The organism is Ruegeria sp. ANG10 (assembly GCF_040705255.1).
Lineage (GTDB): Bacteria > Pseudomonadota > Alphaproteobacteria > Rhodobacterales > Rhodobacteraceae > Ruegeria.
Window position 1 is genome coordinate 103444 of sequence record NZ_JBFCVU010000006.1, and the last position, 16629, is coordinate 120072.

The window sequence follows — 16629 nt, forward strand, 5'->3', positions numbered from 1 at the left end:
GTGATTAAACTTTAATCACCAGTTTGATCGCTTTCCACGGCAAATGCTGCGAACGCAATGCCGCACCTGCATAAAGATGCTTGCGCATAAGCACGCAATTTAATACCTCAATGAGCAGGAAAATTGTAATTTCATTTCTCGCACGAGGTCCAGATGAGCTTTCGCCTTCAACCCGCCGCCCCCGCCCGCCCCAACCGTTGCCAGCTGTTCGGGCCCGGATCGAACACCAAGCTGTTTCCGAAAATGGCCGCGTCAGCGGCAGACGTGATCAACCTTGATCTTGAGGACTCGGTGGCGCCGTCGGACAAGGACGCGGCCCGCGCCAATGTGATCGAGGCGCTGAACACCGTGGATTGGGGCAGCAAGTACATGTCCGTGCGCATTAACGGTCTGGACACACCCTATTGGTATCGCGACGTTGTGGATCTGCTGGAACAGGCTGGCGACCGTCTGGATCAGATCATGATCCCCAAGGTCGGCTGCGCCGAAGATGTCTATGCCGTGGACGCGCTGGTGACCGCCATCGAGCGCGCCAAGGGCCGCACCAAACCAGTTTCGTTCGAGGTCATCATCGAATCCGCCGCTGGCATTGCACATGTCGAGGACATCGCGGCCTCGTCACCACGAATGCAGGCGATGAGCCTGGGTGCGGCGGATTTCGCGGCCTCGATGGGCATGCAGACCACCGGCATCGGCGGAACGCAGGAAAACTATTACATGCTGCGCGAAGGCGAAAAGCACTGGTCCGACCCATGGCACTGGGCACAAGCGGCCATCGTCGCCGCTTGCCGCACCCACGGCGTGCTGCCGGTGGATGGGCCGTTCGGTGATTTCTCGGATGATGAGGGATACATCGCACAGGCCAAACGCTCAGCCACGCTGGGTATGGTTGGCAAATGGGCGATCCACCCCAAGCAGATCGCACTGGCCAATCAGGTCTTTACCCCTTCGGACGACGCTGTTTCGGAAGCGCGCGAAATCCTGGCGGCAATGGAACAGGCCAAGGCCAATGGCGAAGGCGCGACCGTCTACAAAGGGCGTCTGGTCGATATCGCCTCGATCAAACAGGCCGAAGTGATTGTGGCGCAGGCGGAACTTATCGCCGCTGGCTAATGGCCAAAAAAGGCGCCCTGCGGGGCGCCTTCTTGTTACCGCCCGAAGATGTCGTTGGGCACCCAGGTTAGCTTTTCACCTTGCTTGCCCGACTTCATCATCAGGCAAGAGGATCCCAGTTTTTGGAAATAGATGATCTTCAACGGATACCAGCCCGCCTGGGGCACTTCTACTTCGGTACGTTGATTGGCTTCACAGCCTTGAATGCCAGTTACGTGGCCAATCTGTTGACCGCCAACCGAGGCTTCAATTCCGTCATTTGACCAAGTTTCCAACTCATAAATCCCCGGCGAGTCGAACCGCATATACCCCGTAACTTCGGCGGCAACGTTATAAGCGCCGTCGAACGTCATTACATCGTCACCCTTGCTGGTGTCCCTATAATCCAACCCCCGCAACGGTGTTCCGGGTTGCGCTTGAGACAGCAGGCTTTTTGCCTGGCTCAGATCTCGGATCTTCTTGTGTTGATTGCCCGTACCATAGTATTTCACATTCAACCCGGCCTGCGGGCTGGGTTGTGGATTTGCGGGTTGCAGCTTAAGCGGCGCTGACACTGCCGCTCCGGCAATCAACGCCATAGCTGCGGCAAGCGCACCGGCTTTGATAAGTTTCATGATCGTCTCCCTGTGACGGCATAAGCGGGGTTTGTCCCCATTTTGGTTTTCCCATTGCTGTGACACTAGGATGTGAGGATTTTCCCCGCAAGACGGTTAAAATTCACAATTTCCCTGTCAGGCGCGCAAATCCTTGGGTGAATCCATCACCACGTAGGAGGTGATCGACGTCACATGCGGCAGGGTCCCGAGAACCTCGGTGTGAAAGGTTTTGTACGCGGCTAGATCGGCGCATTCCACACGCAGCAAGTATTCGATGGTGCCAGTAATATTGTGGCATTCGATTACTTCAGGCGCATGCTGCACGGCCCGTTCAAAACCTTCCTGCGCGGCTTTGGTATGCTCTCCCAATCCAACGCCGATGTAACCCACGAACCCTATACCCAGCTCTTTCGGGCTTAATACCGCGCGGTAGGCGGTGATCACGCCTGCACGTTCAAGCTCTTGCACGCGACGCAAGCAGGCCGAGGGCGACAGGCCAACGCGGTCCGCCAGTTCCAGGTTGCTGATACGGCCGTCACGTGTCAGCGCGTGCAATATTTGTTGATTTATGTGATCAATTTTCGCCATTAATTGTGAAATTACCCCAAGCACGCACAAAAACGCAATTTCATTTGCTGTTTCGTCAGTGATTATCCGCGCCATGACCTATGATATCCTTCTGGCCTTGATCGTCTTTGCTTTCGTCTCGTCCATCACCCCGGGGCCAAACAACCTGATGCTGATGGCCTCGGGCGCTAATTTCGGGTTCCGCCGGACCATCCCGCATATGTTGGGAATTGGGTTGGGGTTTACAGTCATGGTGCTGCTGGTCGGTGCCGGGCTAGTGCAGGTGTTTGACCGATACCCGGTCAGCTACACGGTGCTGAAACTCGCCTCGGTCGTCTACCTGCTGTACCTGGCGTGGAAGATCGCACATGCGGCCCCGACAAAAGGCAAAGATGCCGAGGGTGACCCAATGACCTTTCTGCAAGCCGCCGCTTTTCAGTGGGTCAACCCAAAGGCCTGGGCGATGGCCTTGACGGCCACCACGGCCTATACGCCGGATCACACGTTGCAAGCCATCGTCATCGTGGCGTTGATTTTCGGGGCTGTGAACCTGCCGTCGGTCAGCACCTGGACGGTGCTGGGGCAGCAAATGGCGCGGATTTTGACAAACCCGCGCCGGTTGGTGGTGTTCAACTGGACCATGGCGGTGCTGCTGGTTGCCTCGCTCTACCCGGTTCTGTGGCCGAACTGACCTATTTCAGGGGCAGGCAGATTTCGGTCAGCAGCTCTTCGGGTGCAGTGTTGCGCGGATCGTTCAGATAGATCTCGTAGCACGGCTGGTCCGCGGGCTCCTCGCCCGACTCGGGCAGCCAATTGCCAAACAATGTGTGATACGCCGCGTGCAAACCCGAATATGGACCTTTGTATGTCAGAATAGCTGTTTTGCCACCTGGAATCTGCACGTCTTCCATACCCTCCGGCGTGTCACCGCCCTTGAATTCGGCCCCTGCATAGCTGCGTAGCTGGTCTTGTGACACATCATCAGGGCTGTCCAGATAAACACCGATGACCGGACCAAGCTGAGGCCACAGATTGCGGGATTCACATAGGGCACCAAATGCCTCAAACTTTTTGCCGATCACGGCGTAGTCCCCTTTATGAGCCAAGGCGATAACGCGGCGGGCGGGTTCTGTACGGGTCGTAACGGGATGCATGGGATATTCTCCGATTCTCAATTTGCGATTGAGCACCAGCCAACGCCCGGATTTTCTAAAGGCTGCCGGACTGGCGCTATAGGCCAGCGAAAAGGCCCGCACAAAGGAATTCAGATTGGGATAACCCACCGCCGACGCGATCTCTGCCACGGACCGGTCGGATTGCACCAGCCAACATGCAGCACGGTGCAACCGGAGTCGGCGAACCGCCTGTGCGCAGGTTTCGCCCGTTAGGGCGCGAAACACGCGATGCCAGTGAAACCGGGACATCGCAGCCACGTCAGCCAGCGCATCCAGCGACAGGTCCCCGGCAGGGTGATCGTGGATATAGGCCAACACGCGCAGAATGCGATCTTCGTAGCTGTTTGCCATCGGCAACCTTCCTTCTCTTTGCTTAACCGTGGTCGCATTTTCCGCATCCACAAATCTTGCTGAGTTGCATCCCGGGCAACCTCAGGTCATATAGCAAAGAACTTCCGCGTTGAGAGGCGTCATGACCCAGTATCTGGATTTCGAAAAACCGCTGGCCGAGATTGAAGGCAAGGCCGAGGAACTGCGCGCGCTGGCCCGTGCCAACGAAGAGATGGACGTGGCCGAAGAGGCCGCCGCCCTCGACGCCAAAGCTGCCAAGCTGTTGGAAGAGCTTTATGGCGATCTGACCCCCTGGCGGAAATGTCAGGTGGCGCGCCATCCGGACCGCCCCCACTGCAAGGATTATGTCGAGGCGCTGTTTACCGAGTTCACCCCGCTGGCGGGCGACCGCAACTTTGCAGACGATCTGGCGGTTATCGGTGGTTTAGCCCGGTTCAACGATCAGCCGGTGATGGTGATCGGTCATGAAAAAGGTTCGGACACCAAATCGCGGATTGAACGGAATTTCGGCATGGCCCGCCCCGAAGGCTACCGCAAGGCCGTGCGTTTGATGGAAATGGCTGGTCGCTTTGGCCTGCCTGTAATCACTCTGATCGACACGGCAGGTGCCTATCCCGGCAAAGGGGCCGAGGAACGCGGCCAGTCCGAGGCCATTGCCCGGTCGACCGAGATGTGCCTGAAGATCGGCGTGCCGCTGGTGTCGGTGATCATCGGTGAAGGTGGGTCCGGTGGGGCAGTGGCTTTTGCCACGGCGAACCGGGTCGCGATGCTGGAACATTCGGTCTATTCGGTGATTTCGCCCGAGGGCTGCGCCTCGATCCTATGGAAAGATGCCGAAAAGATGCGCGAGGCCGCCGAGGCGCTGCGCCTGACCGCGCAGGACCTGCACAAGCTGGGCGTCTGCGACCTTATCATCCAGGAACCCAAAGGCGGTGCCCATCGCGACCGTCCTGCCACCGTCGAATCCGTTCGGGATGCTATCACACTGATGCTGAAAGAGCTGGACGGCAAAGATGCGGCGGCCCTGATTCAGGACCGTCGTCAGAAATTCCTCGATATCGGCTCGAAAGGGCTGGCGGCGTAAACCGTCAGCCTCCCAGACTACGCAGCAACGCAACCGAGGGTTCCCCGGTGACCGGCATGCCACTGGCGCGCTGATAGGCGCTGATGGCGGATTTGGTGTTATTGCCGATTACCCCGTCCGCGCCCTGCGTGTCATATCCGGCCGATGTCAGTCGGCGCTGGAGCTCCTTGCGATCTTCCAGCGTCAGACCCGTTGCGTCTGGCCCGAATGAGGCCTGAAACGCCGCACCGCCCGCAATCCGGTCAGACAGGTGGCCAACGCCAATCGCGTAGCTGTCCGAGTTGTTATAGCGCTTGATGACCTGAAAATTGCGGAACACCGCAATGCGGGGGCCGGGTGTCTGCGGCTGCAAAACTGTAACCGGCGTGCCGGATACAGTGCCAGCCTCACCGCCCCAAGGCTGCCCGCGTACCCAGCCCGCGCGCGCCAGATAGGCCGCGGTCGAGGCCAGCGAATCCGTGGGATCCTCGGACCAGATATCCCGCCGTCCGTCGCCGGTGAAATCCACCGCATAGGCCAGATAAGATGTCGGAATGAACTGTGTGTGCCCCATTGCCCCGGCCCAGCTGCCGGTCATGTTGGCGGGGCTTGTGTCGCCCTCTTGTATGATCTTCAAGGCTGCGATCAGCTGCTTTTCAAAAAACGCGCCGCGCCTCCCGTCATAGGCCAGCGTTGACACAGCGGACACCACCGGCACATCCCCGCGCCGCGCGCCATAGCGGCTTTCCAAGCCCCAGACAGCAACGATCACTTCTTTGTCGACGCCATACTTGGCCTCGATCTGCGACAAGGTTCCGGCATGGCGCACCAGCATCTGCTTGCCGGTTGCGATCCGCTCATCTGATGCCGCGATGGCCAGGTAATCCTCGAGCGAGCGTTTGAATTCGACCTGATTGCGGTCCCGCTCGATCACATCGGGCAGGTACCCCGCCCCCTGAAAAGCCAGGTTTAGGGTTGTCTGCGATATCCCCTGAGACGCCGCGCGGCCCTTGAAACCGGCAACCCACGCATCCCACCCGGCGTTGGGCACAGGCCGCATCCGGGATGCCGGGGCGCTGTTGGGGGCACCTGTGGAACAGGCCGACAACAGGGCCGTCCCAAGCCCCAAAGAAAATATCCGTCGATTGATCATAACTGAAAACTGCTCTTGTTGTGATTTGGTCCAGACTAGCCCAGACCCAATCCCCAAACCAGAACGACGACGCCAATCAGATGCAAATTCTGGGCTTCGGCAACAAGCCGCTCAGCTGACCAGCAACCTCAGACCCTGAGTCACGTCCGAGCGGACGGCCAAGCGCAATCCTGGCTCGTCACCGGCCTGCAAAGCCGCGATGATCAGTTTGTGGTTATGCGGCGGGTCGGTCCGCCGCAGTCGGCCGTACAGCGCACGCATGGTGGGACCAAGTTGCAGCCAGACGGTTTCCGCAATCGCGAGCATGGCCGGAGCCTGCGCCCGCAAATACAGCGTGCGGTGAAATTCTAGATTCGAGCGGATGTAGCCTACGGCATCGCGTTTGGTGACCATCTCGGCCACGTTCATGTTGATGCTTTGCAACCGGTCAATAAGCGCCATATGTGCACGCGGCAGGGCCCGGCTGGCAAGTTCGACCTCAAGCAGCGCACGGAGCGCAGCCAACTCTTCGATCCGGTCATTAGTCAGCTCAGGCGTCGAAACCCGGCCCGATGTGGATAGAAACAGTGCTCCCTCGGCTGCCAGGCGGCGCACGGCCTCGCGCGCAGGGGTCATCGAGACGCCAAATTCCTTACCGATCCCGCGCAGGGTCAGCGCCTGCCCAGGCGCCATTTCACCGTGCATGATACGTGCGCGAAGGATGCGATAGACCCGATCATGCGTGGCGGTGTGGGATTCAGTGGGGCGCGCGGACAACATTCCCCCATGTGATCACAAATGACCCCGGGGTCAACTCGCCTTGGTATCAAATCTGTATTGATGCAGTTGCGCCCCGTTGTCGCGCAGCCAACGCCGCTGATCGCGATAGTCGCCGAAAATCCGCTCGACCTGCGCCCAAAAATCGGCCGAATGGTTCATCTCTACCAGATGCGCCACCTCATGCGCGGCGACATAATGCAGGATATCAGGCGGCGCGAGGATCAATCGCCAGGAAAACATCAGACCGCCAGCGGAACTGCACGACCCCCAACGCGACCGTGTATCGCGCATGGTCAGGCTGGAATAAGAACGTCCCAGCATCGCCGCGTAATCATCGCAGGCGCCGGTCAGGCGATCACGCGCCAATTCCTTGAGAAACCGCGCCAGACGCCGCGCCTCGGCCCCTTCGGGCACTGCAACCTCATCGCCCCGTAACAGCACACGCCGCCCATTGGCAGGTACGATTCGCCGCTCTGCGCCCTCAATCGGGATGGTCTGCCCGAATTGAACCACCGCAGGGTCAGGACGGTCCAGCAGGTGCTGACGTATCCACTCTTCTTTGGTGCGTGCGAAACTCAGCGCTTCGGCTTCTGGCACGCCTTGTGGATAGGTCAGCGTAACCCGACCATCCAACTGGGAAATCCGCAAACTGATCCGCCGCGCCCGCGCCGATTTGCGCAACGTCAGCGGTACCGGTGGCGTCCCGGGCAGTGCGTGATCTCCCATATGCCTGTTTCTCCTGCGCAAAGGCTTTGACAGTGCCCGCTGCATGTGGCACGTGACCTGAATCGTTGATACGACTCACCTGATATCAAGGGGATTTCACATGCCCAAGGAAGAATGGGGCGTAAAGCGCGTTTGCCCGACAACCGGCAAGCGGTTTTATGACCTAAACAAGGACCCGATCGTCAGCCCCTATACTGGCGAGATCGTGGAGCTTGAAACCGGCAAAAGCCGGATGATCGCCGCAGATGCGGAGGATGCCGCATCGGCCAAAGCGCGTGAGAACGCGTCGGATGAAGATATCGTTCTGGATGATGACGACAATGTCGACGTCGAACTGGACGACGATCTGCTGGACGACGATGATGACGACAACGACAAAGTCTCGTTGGACGATATCACCGACATGTCGTCGGAAGACGAAAACTAGAACCGGTCAGAGGCGGCCCCGAGTCGCCTCATGCCCACCCCGGACGCGGGTCGGAAACTTTTTGGCATTTTCCATTTTTGGTCTTGCGCTCACCGTCGCCGTCTCATAAACGTCCGTCCACTGCTTCGGCAGTACCTGGATGGGGCCTTAGCTCAGTTGGGAGAGCGCTTGCATGGCATGCAAGAGGTCAGGGGTTCGACTCCCCTAGGCTCCACCAAACCTCAACAAATGATACGCGCACCAAAGGTTTTCCTTTTTGGCAGCAGTACTTTCCTTTGCGGCCGAACTGGCCCTTTGTGCAGATCGCAGAGAAAGGCAGGGAAGAGCCCGTTTCAACCTATGCTGCACTGCGGATGATCGGCAGCTATCAAGCCTTTCTAACTTTGCGATCTGAGGTTGAGTTCAGATTGTTTTTTTGCCGCGCTATTCAAACGGGAAACTGTCCAGCCGTTCGGCCCCTGTTTCTGTGACCAGAACCTGTGTTTCCAGTTTAATGTTCTCCGAACCTTCCTCGGCGATCAGGCATTCCACACAGACAACTTGACCTGGTTCAAAACAGCCCGTCGCGGCACCGGGACCCCAGTCTACATGTAAAGGCACCACCGGCCATTCATCGGCCATGCCAACGCCGTGGACCGCCAGTGAATAGCGGTAGGGCACATGAGCCTCTGGGATACGCCAGCTTTCAGCGTTGAATTCGTCAAAGCTCATACCCGGGCGAACAAGGTCTAGATTGTGGTAAATCTGCTCTAGTGCCGTGTCGTATAAGCGACCTGTGCTACGCTAACTACCAATGTCGACTTTCAACCGCTGACCTCTTTTGCCAAGTCGATGAAGGCACGCAGGCGGCGGGTCATGTGTTTCTTGCTGCGATAGTTGAGCGAATATCGCGGTAACGGCGGAACCTGGCCTTGCATGACTTCAATCAGCCTACCTTCCTCAATCAACGGAGCGGCGACGTCAGTGTAGAGATACGCGAGGCCCAAGCCTGCTTCAGCATAGGTGAGCATCGACCGGAGATCATTGACGATCATGCGCGGTTTTGGTGCCACGCTATAGCGCCCTTCGGACCCTTCAAACTCCCAGGGGGCGAGACGGTCAGCAGAACCGATGGCGAAACAAATGCCGTCGTGATCGAGTATGTCTTCGGGGTTTTGCGGCACACCTTTAGCGACTGCATAGGTATCTGAGGCCACGATAGACATGTTCAAGGCCGGACCGACAGGGACCGCATGGGTATCGGGTTCAAGCAAGGTGTGAGAGCGGATCGCCGCGTCGATCTGCGATTCAACGAGATCAACTTTTTGATCGTCATAGACCAGCTCCACTTTCACATCGGGATACTGGCTTGCAAATCGGGTGATCAGTTCATCAAGGAACGAGGGCCCGGCTGTGTAAGGAGCCGAAAGGCGCAGCGTTCCATTCACTGTGTCCCTGTGTTCATCGAGGTCCAAAACGGCGGCTTCCAGATCGTTGATCGCCGGTAGACTGCGCTCATACAGGCGTTCACCAATCGGCGTGAGAGCCACTGATCGCGTTGAGCGCTCGAATAGTCGGACACCTAGACGCTCTTCGAAGCGCTGCACCGCCTCGCTGACCGATCCGGCTTTGAGTTTCAGGTTCTCTGCCGCTGCCCGGAAGCCGTTGGCTCGTGCGACTTCAACAAAGACGGTCATGTCGCTCAGCTGGTTGCGTTGCATTGTTCGATATTCCTAACGGACTGTAAGATTTTTCGTCATTTATCTTACAATTACAGTTCCCTACTTTCAATGACAGCAGAAAACTTCAGCGAAGAGGGCCGGTCGATGTCAGAAATTACCGAGATATTCGTTCTCAAAATGAAAGACGCTGATAGCGCTGCTCCCATCCGCGAACGCGCCCGGGCCGACTATCTGTCCCTCGGCGGTATCACCTCCGGGACGACCTTCGTGACTACAGACGAAGACCGGCCGACCCTCTTCACTGAAGTCTACACCTATCCCGACGTTGAAAGTGCCAAGCGAGTTACGGCGCAATTCTCAAAGCTGCCAGCAACGCAAGCGTTCCTGGCCGAGATCGAAGACGTGATCGTCGGCCAATGGTTCACCGAACTTACCCCGTAGAGGAGAAACAGAATGAGCGACATCGATGATGTAAAGCACGCCGTGAATGAATGGCTTCAGGGCCTCGACAGCGGCGATCTGGAACGCATGATTGCAACCTGCGACCCCGAGGTTGTGATCTGCAACGAGCGCCAGCAAACAACCGTTGGCATTCAGGCTGTACGGGACAAGTACGGCCCACGCATCGAAGCCTACACCTTCAAATCCACCTACGACATCGAACACATCCGGGTCTATTGCGACATGGCTATGATGATCGGCCGCTTCACCGTTTCGTTCACCAATAAAGAGTCCGGCCAGCAGGGCGGCGGCGAAGGTCGTCTGACCCTGTGCTATCGCCGCCATACGGACGGCTCCTGGAAGCTGGTGCTCGACGTCGACAACAACGACCACCGCGACGCAGCTTGAGGACGCCGACATGAGTAGCCTTCTTGATGATGTCCGCCACGAGATCGTTGATATCCACGAGTTCTTCGTGGCCTGGTTCAACGGAACAATCGACCGCGATCAATTGGAGCCGAGGCTGTTGTCCCGGTTCGATCCTGACGTGGTGTTCATCCCGCCCGAAGGGCGTGTGGTCGAGGGTGCCGGGCTGCAAGGCATGTTCGAGCGCGGCTACGGCACGAACAAGGATTTCAAAATCCAAATCCGTGACGTCACCATTCGCCGCCAGATCGGCAGCGTGGTTTTGGCGAATTACACTGAATGGCAGATCGGGGCGACCACCTCGAAGCCTTCGAACAATGCCCGCGTCACCAGCGCGATAATCGACATGGGGCCGCCACTCAAATGGCTGCACATCCACGAGACCTGGTTGCCGGAAGAGGTTCGCGCCGCTGGTTCCTTCGACTTCTAAGCCCTTGCCTCACTCACGCCACCAAAAAACAGAGACAAACTTATGACTGTCACTACCCAACATATCGCGAAGCGTCCCAGAGACATCGCCCATTGTGTGAGCGCTTACCTGCAGGAAGGCGACCTCGAAGGTATCGCCTCCATGTTCCACCCCGAATGCGTGATTTTCTTTCCGCCAGATCAGCCCCCAAAAACCGGCATCGAGGGCGTGCGCGAAGGCTTCAAGGAGATGCTGGACATCCGCCCGACCATCAACAGCCAAGTGATCAGCGAAGTCACCACCGGCGACACCGCCATGCTGCGCGCCAAATGGAGCGTCGTTGCGCCGGACGGATCGGTGATCGCCGAAGGGGAATCCACCGAAGTCGCCAAGAAACTCAAAAATGGTGGCTGGGGCTACCTGATCGACTGCCCTTACGGCCCGCCGGTCATCACTGACTAAGGCACCCTGAATGGACGTCCGACATGACCAGGCTCAATCACATAGTGGTTCCGATAGAAGAAACTACAGGTATATGACCAACTTTTTTTAGCACTCAATGCGACAGCAGCATCTGGATTCTGGAATCGAGGTCTTGCTGCATGCGTTCGCCACTCCAACCGGCGCGTCCTCTGAACATGTAACCTTGTCTCAGGTCATAAAGAAGCGCGGCCCGTTCACGGGACGGAAAATCTGCGGGCAACGTCCCCTTTTCGATCTCCCGGTCGAACCGAGCGGCAAGGCGTTTCTCGGTATCTTCAATCGCCGCCTCAACGCGTTCGGCCACGCCTTCGACCTGCCCGACCGTCGTGACCACGCTTGAGGCCAAAAAGCACCCTTTCGCGCCGCTTTCATGTTCGGTGGCATAGTGAACAACCTCGGACAGAAATCCCTTGATGGCCTTGGTGATGTCTTCTTCGGTTTCAAATGCCACAACGGGCGCACAGCCATCCACGTCTGCGTACAGATCAATGGTTTTAAGATACAGCTCTCGCTTGTCACCGAAGGCCGCATACAGACTGGGCCCGGTAATCCCCATCGCCTGCGTCAGATCACGCAGCGACGCACCGTCATATCCCTTGGTCCAGAAGACCGACATCGCCTGCATAAGGGCTTCGTCGTAATCGAAGGTTCTTGGGCGGCCTAATTTTTTTGTATCGGTCAATATATAAGTCCTTGACTCTCGCGTGGTCGCGATAGTTATGTATCAATCGATATATAATCAGAAAGGCTCCTCATGACCAGCCCCAAACCTGCCGTCGGAAAGGCATTTCCGGCGATCAATATACCTGTGCTTGGAGGTCGCACCCGAAGCCTGTCCACACCCCGGGACGGGTACGACTGGATGTTGACCGTCGTCTATCGCGGTAAACACTGCCCGCTTTGCACGACCTACTTGCGAGATTTGAACAGCGCGCTCCCTGACCTTAACGCTTTGGGCGTCGATGTCCTGGGGGTCTCGGCCGACAGCGCAGAGCGCGCCACCGCGCAGATGCAAGAGGTCTCACCAACCTTCGATATCGGCTTTGGTCTGAGCGTTGAGCAGATGAAGACGCTGGGTCTGTACATCTCCGGACCGCGCAATGGGATGGATGTCGCAGGGCCGTTTGCCGAGCCCGGTCTGTTTGTCATCAACGATCAGGGCGTACTGCAGATTGTCGATATTTCGAATGTTCCGTTCGCCCGCCCCAGCCTGACAAGCCTTGTGATGGGCATCCGGTTCCTGCGTGGGTTTTCAGGTGACTTCCCCGTCAACGGCACTCACGCTTGAAGGAGATCGACTATGACAGACAGAACAGAAACAGGCGTACGCGCCGCGATTGAGGACCTGATGAATGTCGCGGTCCACGGCGATGCCAGCGGCCTTGACCGCATTTACCACAATGACATGCAAATCCTGATGCTGGACATCAGTGGCGAATTGGCACGTTTTGACAAACCCGGTTTCATGGCGCTGATGGCCAACTCAGTCAAAGACACCAACCCGGATGATCACAAATGGGCACGCTTCAACACCGTTGAAGCCAATGGAGACCAAGGGCATGTCCTGATCACGCGACGCGTGCCAATCGGTGATGCCCGCAAAGTGCTTGAGCTCAGCATCGATCTGATTTTCGAAGACGACCGCTGGCAGGTCACGCGAGAGGTGATCTTCGCGCGCCCAGACCCAGAGCTGATTACCTGACACCTATCCACAAAAAAGGAACGCACTATGCGAATAATGACCACTACCGCAGCCGTCTTGTTGTCGGCGGGCGTAGCTGTAGCGGATGACGCAACCACCAGCCTGAACGCTGTCAACAACCAGTTCAACGCCTTCGCTGCCGACCACGACGCAGCCGGACTGGTCTCACTCTATTCCGAGGACACGCTTTGGATCGAACAGGGCAAGCCTGTGCGTCAAGGCTTGGAGGGCCCACGGGAGCTGTTCGAATTCGTCACCGCCAATAAAGGTGATGTTACTCATACGATTGACCACCTATATGTCTCAGACGACGAGACCCTGGCGGTCATGATCGGGTTCGTTGAGGCTAAAATCGAAACCGTCGGTATGGATGCCACGGGCACCTACCTGTTCGTCTTGCGCCCCGAAGACGATGGCTGGGAAATCGTCACCGATATGTGGCATCAGCACGCGCTCGGGGGGAACTAAAACCTACAGCACGGAACACTCGCCGGTGACGCAAGTTTGGTTGATCTCGACCCGCGCTGCACCGGCCCCTGATACTCCCGGTTGAACCCTTTGGCCAAATCTACGAACTTGATCGTACGCAACCAAAAGATGGCATCCGGTTGGGGCAAGCGAATGCAGATAGCGCCCCGGAGAGAGGCGCTATCAAACTCATTGGAAGGTCTGATTCCGTAGTAAGGTCGGGGTGCTTTCGCGGCGGTCGCCAATTTGGGGGATCCTCCCGTGCTATTTTTCGTTGCTGTCGCAAAGCGCGCAATGCGACCTTTCGTTTCGAGCGGGGTAACGGTTGCAAAGTCCGCTGAGCGACGCTCAGAAGGTGTTTGATCGCTGCTGTGCGGCTACTGGCGGCTTTGTCCACAGAGCAGACCATGAAGCCGCCAGAACCGGCTAACTGTCCTACCTAAAACTACAGATGACCGCTCTGAGCCCATTCCAACCGATGCTGCAACTTGGACGAATGTCTGCAACTGATAGACAGCTAAGTTAGGTCCCTAGCCTTGCGGCAGGCGGTAACCTTCTCTTGATGGCGATATAGGCGAACTTGCCGCTTCGACCGGCCCTGACGCGTTGTTGCACGAGATCGACCCGGCCTTGATAGAAGAGGTCGCGCGCCGCGCATGCGAGTGTTGCATCGGTCAGAAACCAACCGCGGGCATAGATGACATGCGCGCCGGGTGCGGCACGCTTAACGGCTCTGAGCAATGCCTGCGTCGGCTCAGCGCTGGTGGCGATGTCAACGATCTCCTTTGCCAAAGCCTGCATCGCATCAGATCCGTGGCAGCGGAAAGGCAGGGCGGAAGCTCTTATCCATCAAGGTTTCTTCGAATGGAAACTCTGACAGCAGCTCAATGCCGGTTTCCGTCACCAGGACTTGCTGTTCCAGTTTGACCCCTTCGTGGCCGCCGTCCTCACCGATGTAACTTTCGACGCAGATGGTCATGCCTGCTTCGATCACCCCGTCATAGCCGGCGTCCGGAAAATCGCCACGGTGATAGAGATAGGGGTATTCACCGGTCATCCCACAGCCATGCGAGGACAGGTAATAGCGGTTCGCATAGTATTGCCCGGGGATGTCCCAGGCTTGATCCGCATAATCGCGGAACGTCATACCGGCTTTCAGGATTCCCATGTTGTGATACACCTGTTCCAGCGCGGTCTGGTATAGTGTCTTTTGCAGGTTTGTCGGTTTTTCTGGTCCGGAATGGAAAGTGCGGGAGAAATCGCTGTAATACCCGTGACACCCCACCACATCTGTATCCAGTGCCACTAATTCGTTGGCGCCAATCAGATGGTGCGCGGTTTCCTGGAACCAAGGGTTAGTGCGCTCGCCAGCCGACAGCAGCCGGGTCTCGCAATAGTCACCGTTCTGTTCGATCACCGATTTGTGCAGCACGGACCAAAGCTCATTCTCGGTCAGACCGGGACGCAGGGCATCGCGTAGCTTACCCACGCCAATTTCAGTGGCGCGGAGCGAGGCGCGCACGCATTTCATCTCTTCTGCGGATTTGACTGCGCGGGCCATTTCAACCGGTTCCTGCGCATCGATCACGTTGAACCCGGCCTCCCTCAGGGCAATCGCCGCTCCTGCGTTCATCCGCTCCATGCCCACAGTCGCGCCGCGCCCGACAAGATCGGAGATCAGATCGCCCATCTCACGGGCCCAATCCCGTTCACGCCGGGCAATATGCGGTCCGGCGGCCACAAAGCTAGCAGTCTTGGCGGGACGCACTTCATCTACAGTCTCATAACCCTCGGCCAAATGCAGGCATCCGGTGAACTCGAACAGGATAGACCGGTTTTCGGTCAGCAGCAGGTAGCGAGACGGCCCATTGCGCATCGAGAAGATTTGCATGTTTCTCGTGCCGGTCGCGTAGCGGATATTGATCGGATCTGACAGGATCAGCACGCCGATGCCCCGCCTGGCCATTTCACTACGGACCCGCCCCAGGCGATAGCCGCGCACAGCCCTCAGATCGATGCCTTCGCTTTCGGGGGAGCGGTCCAGCAGGGCTATGCCAGAGAGATCGCTGCGTTCCGCGTGCCAGTCAAAGTTTGCCATGATTTTTCCAATGCCGCTTGATGCCAATCAGGATAGAAAATCATGTGAACTGGTGTAAAATTCCAAATAGTTTGAAGTTTGCCCAACAAAAAGTCATGAACAGATTTCGTCGTTCCTTACCCCCGCTTGATAGCCTGATCTTTTTAGAGGCCGCCGCGCGTCATCAGAATTTCTCTGATGCGGCCGAGGAATTGCTTGTGACTCAGACTGCGGTCAGCAAGCGCATTCGCCAGCTTGAAGACCATATTGGTGTTGCTCTGTTCTCTCGATCCGGAAGGGTCATCACTCTGACAGATCATGGTCGCAAGCTGGCTGAACAGAGCGCCATACTTCTCGACTTCGCGGAAAATGCACTGGCCAGCGTCACAGTTCGCCCCGACGCTCCCGTGCGGATCGCCGCCAACAGCGCGGTGTCGCTATTCTGGCTTACCCCGAAGTTGAAAGCCTTTGGCCTGTCCGATCAGGCGCATCCGGTGGAACTTGTTTCTTCGGACCAGCCCACCATCCTGCAGGATTCTGGCAACGACATTGCCATTCTACATGGAACCGGATCTTGGCAGGGGCTGACGGTACTGCCCCTCTTTCCCGACCTGTTGGTTCCAGTGGTTTCAACGCGGCTGGCTGACGCGATGGGCATTCGATCTGCCCAGGCTCTGTCGCTGATCGATCCCGGCGCGCGACCGCCCTTGCTAAACTTTACCCGGATCACGCCCGATTGGACCAATTGGGACAATTGGGGTAACCCCAATGAGGTCGAAGGGTGGGCGCGCATCGAATGCGAGACCTACGCCCGGTCAATAGGCGCTGCGCTTGAAGGCGAAGGCATTGCTTTGGCGAGCCCGCATGTCCTTGCTGCCGAATTGGGTGAGAGCCAACTGTTGCAACTGGCCCCCGTTGCACGATCCACGCGGCACGCCTATTTCCTGGCTTTCCCGGACACGCGCCCACTGCGTCCGGAAGTGCAGCGCCTCTTGGACTTCCTCTCCGCTGGGACAGCCTGAGCCCTCGTCG

22 protein-coding genes, 1 tRNA gene and 1 pseudogene are annotated in these 16629 nt (G+C 57.7%); 13 read left to right on the plus strand and 11 right to left on the minus strand.

The window, feature by feature from the left end; genetic code table 11:
- Positions 1-153 precede the first annotated feature (153 nt).
- Positions 154-1113, plus strand: a complete 960-nt coding sequence (locus AB1A64_RS14175) for an L-malyl-CoA/beta-methylmalyl-CoA lyase (protein ID WP_170517888.1) — start codon at positions 154-156, stop codon at positions 1111-1113.
- A gap of 35 nt (positions 1114-1148) precedes the next feature.
- On the opposite strand, the gene AB1A64_RS14180 is transcribed toward AB1A64_RS14175, so the two are convergent.
- Positions 1149-1727 (minus strand): PA14 domain-containing protein, encoded by a 579-nt coding sequence (locus tag AB1A64_RS14180; RefSeq protein WP_366552001.1) that lies wholly within the window; start codon positions 1725-1727, stop codon positions 1149-1151.
- A 117-nt stretch (positions 1728-1844) separates the two neighbouring features.
- The gene (locus AB1A64_RS14185) at positions 1845-2297 is read right to left on the minus strand and encodes an Lrp/AsnC family transcriptional regulator (protein WP_366552126.1); all 453 of its coding nucleotides are present in this window, start codon (positions 2295-2297) and stop codon (positions 1845-1847) included.
- A gap of 73 nt (positions 2298-2370) precedes the next feature.
- Here AB1A64_RS14185 and AB1A64_RS14190 point away from each other — a divergent pair, with 73 nt between their 5' ends.
- A complete protein-coding gene (locus tag AB1A64_RS14190) occupies positions 2371-2967 on the plus strand; it encodes a LysE family translocator (protein ID WP_366552002.1) in 597 nt (198 codons plus the stop codon).
- 1 nt (position 2968) lies between these two features.
- Here AB1A64_RS14190 and AB1A64_RS14195 read toward each other — a convergent pair whose 3' ends face one another.
- Positions 2969-3802 (minus strand): AraC family transcriptional regulator, encoded by an 834-nt coding sequence (locus tag AB1A64_RS14195; protein WP_366552003.1) that lies wholly within the window; start codon positions 3800-3802, stop codon positions 2969-2971.
- Positions 3803-3923: 121 nt separating this feature from the next.
- On the opposite strand from AB1A64_RS14195, the gene AB1A64_RS14200 reads away from it, so the two are divergent.
- Complete coding sequence (locus AB1A64_RS14200) at positions 3924-4886, plus strand: acetyl-CoA carboxylase carboxyltransferase subunit alpha (RefSeq protein WP_170350282.1); 963 nt, start codon at positions 3924-3926, stop codon at positions 4884-4886.
- 4 nt (positions 4887-4890) lie between these two features.
- On the opposite strand, the gene AB1A64_RS14205 is transcribed toward AB1A64_RS14200, so the two are convergent.
- The 3 genes from AB1A64_RS14205 to AB1A64_RS14215 all read right to left on the minus strand — a co-directional run bounded on the left by AB1A64_RS14205 (position 4891) and on the right by AB1A64_RS14215 (position 7503).
- Positions 4891-6018 (minus strand): lytic murein transglycosylase, encoded by a 1128-nt coding sequence (locus AB1A64_RS14205; protein ID WP_366552004.1) that lies wholly within the window; start codon positions 6016-6018, stop codon positions 4891-4893.
- 111 nt (positions 6019-6129) lie between these two features.
- On the minus strand, positions 6130-6777 hold the full coding sequence (locus tag AB1A64_RS14210; protein ID WP_170377391.1) for a GntR family transcriptional regulator: 648 nt from the start codon (positions 6775-6777) through the stop codon (positions 6130-6132).
- A 30-nt stretch (positions 6778-6807) separates the two neighbouring features.
- The gene (locus AB1A64_RS14215) at positions 6808-7503 is read right to left on the minus strand and encodes a SprT family zinc-dependent metalloprotease (RefSeq protein WP_366552005.1); all 696 of its coding nucleotides are present in this window, start codon (positions 7501-7503) and stop codon (positions 6808-6810) included.
- Between the two features lie 100 nt (positions 7504-7603).
- Between AB1A64_RS14215 and AB1A64_RS14220 the strand changes: the two genes are divergently transcribed.
- Together AB1A64_RS14220 and AB1A64_RS14225 are read left to right on the plus strand one after the other, a co-directional pair.
- Positions 7604-7930 (plus strand): TIGR02300 family protein, encoded by a 327-nt coding sequence (locus AB1A64_RS14220; RefSeq protein ID WP_366552006.1) that lies wholly within the window; start codon positions 7604-7606, stop codon positions 7928-7930.
- Positions 7931-8071: 141 nt separating this feature from the next.
- A tRNA-Ala gene (locus AB1A64_RS14225) sits at positions 8072-8147 on the plus strand.
- Positions 8148-8353: 206 nt separating this feature from the next.
- On the opposite strand, the pseudogene AB1A64_RS14230 reads toward AB1A64_RS14225, so the two are convergent.
- A pseudogene (locus AB1A64_RS14230) lies at positions 8354-8689 on the minus strand (M24 family metallopeptidase); the annotation flags it as partial.
- A 44-nt stretch (positions 8690-8733) separates the two neighbouring features.
- Entirely contained in the window at positions 8734-9630 is an 897-nt protein-coding gene (locus tag AB1A64_RS14235; protein ID WP_366552007.1) for a LysR substrate-binding domain-containing protein, read from the minus strand.
- 105 nt (positions 9631-9735) lie between these two features.
- On the opposite strand from AB1A64_RS14235, the gene AB1A64_RS14240 reads away from it, so the two are divergent.
- From AB1A64_RS14240 to AB1A64_RS14255, 4 genes are read left to right on the plus strand one after another with little or no spacing between them, the layout of a single operon-like run.
- On the plus strand, positions 9736-10032 hold the full coding sequence (locus tag AB1A64_RS14240) for a hypothetical protein (RefSeq protein ID WP_366552008.1): 297 nt from the start codon (positions 9736-9738) through the stop codon (positions 10030-10032).
- Between the two features lie 12 nt (positions 10033-10044).
- Complete coding sequence (locus AB1A64_RS14245) at positions 10045-10440, plus strand: DUF4440 domain-containing protein (protein ID WP_366552009.1); 396 nt, start codon at positions 10045-10047, stop codon at positions 10438-10440.
- Positions 10441-10450: 10 nt separating this feature from the next.
- Complete coding sequence (locus tag AB1A64_RS14250) at positions 10451-10888, plus strand: hypothetical protein (protein WP_366552010.1); 438 nt, start codon at positions 10451-10453, stop codon at positions 10886-10888.
- A gap of 42 nt (positions 10889-10930) precedes the next feature.
- Positions 10931-11329 (plus strand): nuclear transport factor 2 family protein, encoded by a 399-nt coding sequence (locus AB1A64_RS14255; RefSeq protein ID WP_366552011.1) that lies wholly within the window; start codon positions 10931-10933, stop codon positions 11327-11329.
- A 94-nt stretch (positions 11330-11423) separates the two neighbouring features.
- Here AB1A64_RS14255 and AB1A64_RS14260 read toward each other — a convergent pair whose 3' ends face one another.
- Entirely contained in the window at positions 11424-12032 is a 609-nt protein-coding gene (locus tag AB1A64_RS14260) for a TetR/AcrR family transcriptional regulator (RefSeq protein WP_366552012.1), read from the minus strand.
- 72 nt (positions 12033-12104) lie between these two features.
- On the opposite strand from AB1A64_RS14260, the gene AB1A64_RS14265 reads away from it, so the two are divergent.
- Genes AB1A64_RS14265 through AB1A64_RS14275 form a run of 3 tightly spaced genes read left to right on the plus strand, consistent with a single transcriptional unit; the run spans position 12105 to position 13520 of the window.
- Positions 12105-12638 (plus strand): peroxiredoxin-like family protein, encoded by a 534-nt coding sequence (locus tag AB1A64_RS14265; RefSeq protein ID WP_366552013.1) that lies wholly within the window; start codon positions 12105-12107, stop codon positions 12636-12638.
- 12 nt (positions 12639-12650) lie between these two features.
- Complete coding sequence (locus AB1A64_RS14270; RefSeq protein WP_366552014.1) at positions 12651-13052, plus strand: nuclear transport factor 2 family protein; 402 nt, start codon at positions 12651-12653, stop codon at positions 13050-13052.
- Positions 13053-13088: 36 nt separating this feature from the next.
- Complete coding sequence (locus AB1A64_RS14275) at positions 13089-13520, plus strand: nuclear transport factor 2 family protein (RefSeq protein ID WP_366552015.1); 432 nt, start codon at positions 13089-13091, stop codon at positions 13518-13520.
- Between the two features lie 522 nt (positions 13521-14042).
- On the opposite strand, the gene AB1A64_RS14280 is transcribed toward AB1A64_RS14275, so the two are convergent.
- Positions 14043-14321: a hypothetical protein gene (locus AB1A64_RS14280; protein WP_366552016.1), complete on the minus strand. Its 279-nt coding sequence runs from the start codon at positions 14319-14321 to the stop codon at positions 14043-14045.
- Positions 14322-14325: 4 nt separating this feature from the next.
- Complete coding sequence (locus tag AB1A64_RS14285) at positions 14326-15618, minus strand: Xaa-Pro peptidase family protein (protein WP_366552017.1); 1293 nt, start codon at positions 15616-15618, stop codon at positions 14326-14328.
- Between the two features lie 95 nt (positions 15619-15713).
- Here AB1A64_RS14285 and AB1A64_RS14290 point away from each other — a divergent pair, with 95 nt between their 5' ends.
- Positions 15714-16619: a LysR family transcriptional regulator gene (locus AB1A64_RS14290; protein WP_366552018.1), complete on the plus strand. Its 906-nt coding sequence runs from the start codon at positions 15714-15716 to the stop codon at positions 16617-16619.
- Positions 16620-16629: the final 10 nt, after the last annotated feature.

What these genes read in the sequence shown, in the direction of transcription:
- AB1A64_RS14175 (WP_170517888.1), top strand. Translation starts at nt 154, where the DNA reads ATGAGCTTTCGCCTTCAACCCGCCGCCCCCGCCCGCCCCAACCGTTGC.
- AB1A64_RS14180 (WP_366552001.1), bottom strand. Translation starts at nt 1,727, where the DNA reads ATGAAACTTATCAAAGCCGGTGCGCTTGCCGCAGCTATGGCGTTGATT.
- AB1A64_RS14185 (WP_366552126.1), bottom strand. Translation starts at nt 2,297, where the DNA reads ATGGCGAAAATTGATCACATAAATCAACAAATATTGCACGCGCTGACA.
- AB1A64_RS14190 (WP_366552002.1), top strand. Translation starts at nt 2,371, where the DNA reads ATGACCTATGATATCCTTCTGGCCTTGATCGTCTTTGCTTTCGTCTCG.
- AB1A64_RS14195 (WP_366552003.1), bottom strand. Translation starts at nt 3,802, where the DNA reads ATGGCAAACAGCTACGAAGATCGCATTCTGCGCGTGTTGGCCTATATC.
- AB1A64_RS14200 (WP_170350282.1), top strand. Translation starts at nt 3,924, where the DNA reads ATGACCCAGTATCTGGATTTCGAAAAACCGCTGGCCGAGATTGAAGGC.
- AB1A64_RS14205 (WP_366552004.1), bottom strand. Translation starts at nt 6,018, where the DNA reads ATGATCAATCGACGGATATTTTCTTTGGGGCTTGGGACGGCCCTGTTG.
- AB1A64_RS14210 (WP_170377391.1), bottom strand. Translation starts at nt 6,777, where the DNA reads ATGTTGTCCGCGCGCCCCACTGAATCCCACACCGCCACGCATGATCGG.
- AB1A64_RS14215 (WP_366552005.1), bottom strand. Translation starts at nt 7,503, where the DNA reads ATGGGAGATCACGCACTGCCCGGGACGCCACCGGTACCGCTGACGTTG.
- AB1A64_RS14220 (WP_366552006.1), top strand. Translation starts at nt 7,604, where the DNA reads ATGCCCAAGGAAGAATGGGGCGTAAAGCGCGTTTGCCCGACAACCGGC.
- AB1A64_RS14235 (WP_366552007.1), bottom strand. Translation starts at nt 9,630, where the DNA reads ATGCAACGCAACCAGCTGAGCGACATGACCGTCTTTGTTGAAGTCGCA.
- AB1A64_RS14240 (WP_366552008.1), top strand. Translation starts at nt 9,736, where the DNA reads ATGTCAGAAATTACCGAGATATTCGTTCTCAAAATGAAAGACGCTGAT.
- AB1A64_RS14245 (WP_366552009.1), top strand. Translation starts at nt 10,045, where the DNA reads ATGAGCGACATCGATGATGTAAAGCACGCCGTGAATGAATGGCTTCAG.
- AB1A64_RS14250 (WP_366552010.1), top strand. Translation starts at nt 10,451, where the DNA reads ATGAGTAGCCTTCTTGATGATGTCCGCCACGAGATCGTTGATATCCAC.
- AB1A64_RS14255 (WP_366552011.1), top strand. Translation starts at nt 10,931, where the DNA reads ATGACTGTCACTACCCAACATATCGCGAAGCGTCCCAGAGACATCGCC.
- AB1A64_RS14265 (WP_366552013.1), top strand. Translation starts at nt 12,105, where the DNA reads ATGACCAGCCCCAAACCTGCCGTCGGAAAGGCATTTCCGGCGATCAAT.
- AB1A64_RS14270 (WP_366552014.1), top strand. Translation starts at nt 12,651, where the DNA reads ATGACAGACAGAACAGAAACAGGCGTACGCGCCGCGATTGAGGACCTG.
- AB1A64_RS14275 (WP_366552015.1), top strand. Translation starts at nt 13,089, where the DNA reads ATGACCACTACCGCAGCCGTCTTGTTGTCGGCGGGCGTAGCTGTAGCG.
- AB1A64_RS14280 (WP_366552016.1), bottom strand. Translation starts at nt 14,321, where the DNA reads ATGCAGGCTTTGGCAAAGGAGATCGTTGACATCGCCACCAGCGCTGAG.
- AB1A64_RS14285 (WP_366552017.1), bottom strand. Translation starts at nt 15,618, where the DNA reads ATGGCAAACTTTGACTGGCACGCGGAACGCAGCGATCTCTCTGGCATA.
- AB1A64_RS14290 (WP_366552018.1), top strand. Translation starts at nt 15,714, where the DNA reads ATGAACAGATTTCGTCGTTCCTTACCCCCGCTTGATAGCCTGATCTTT.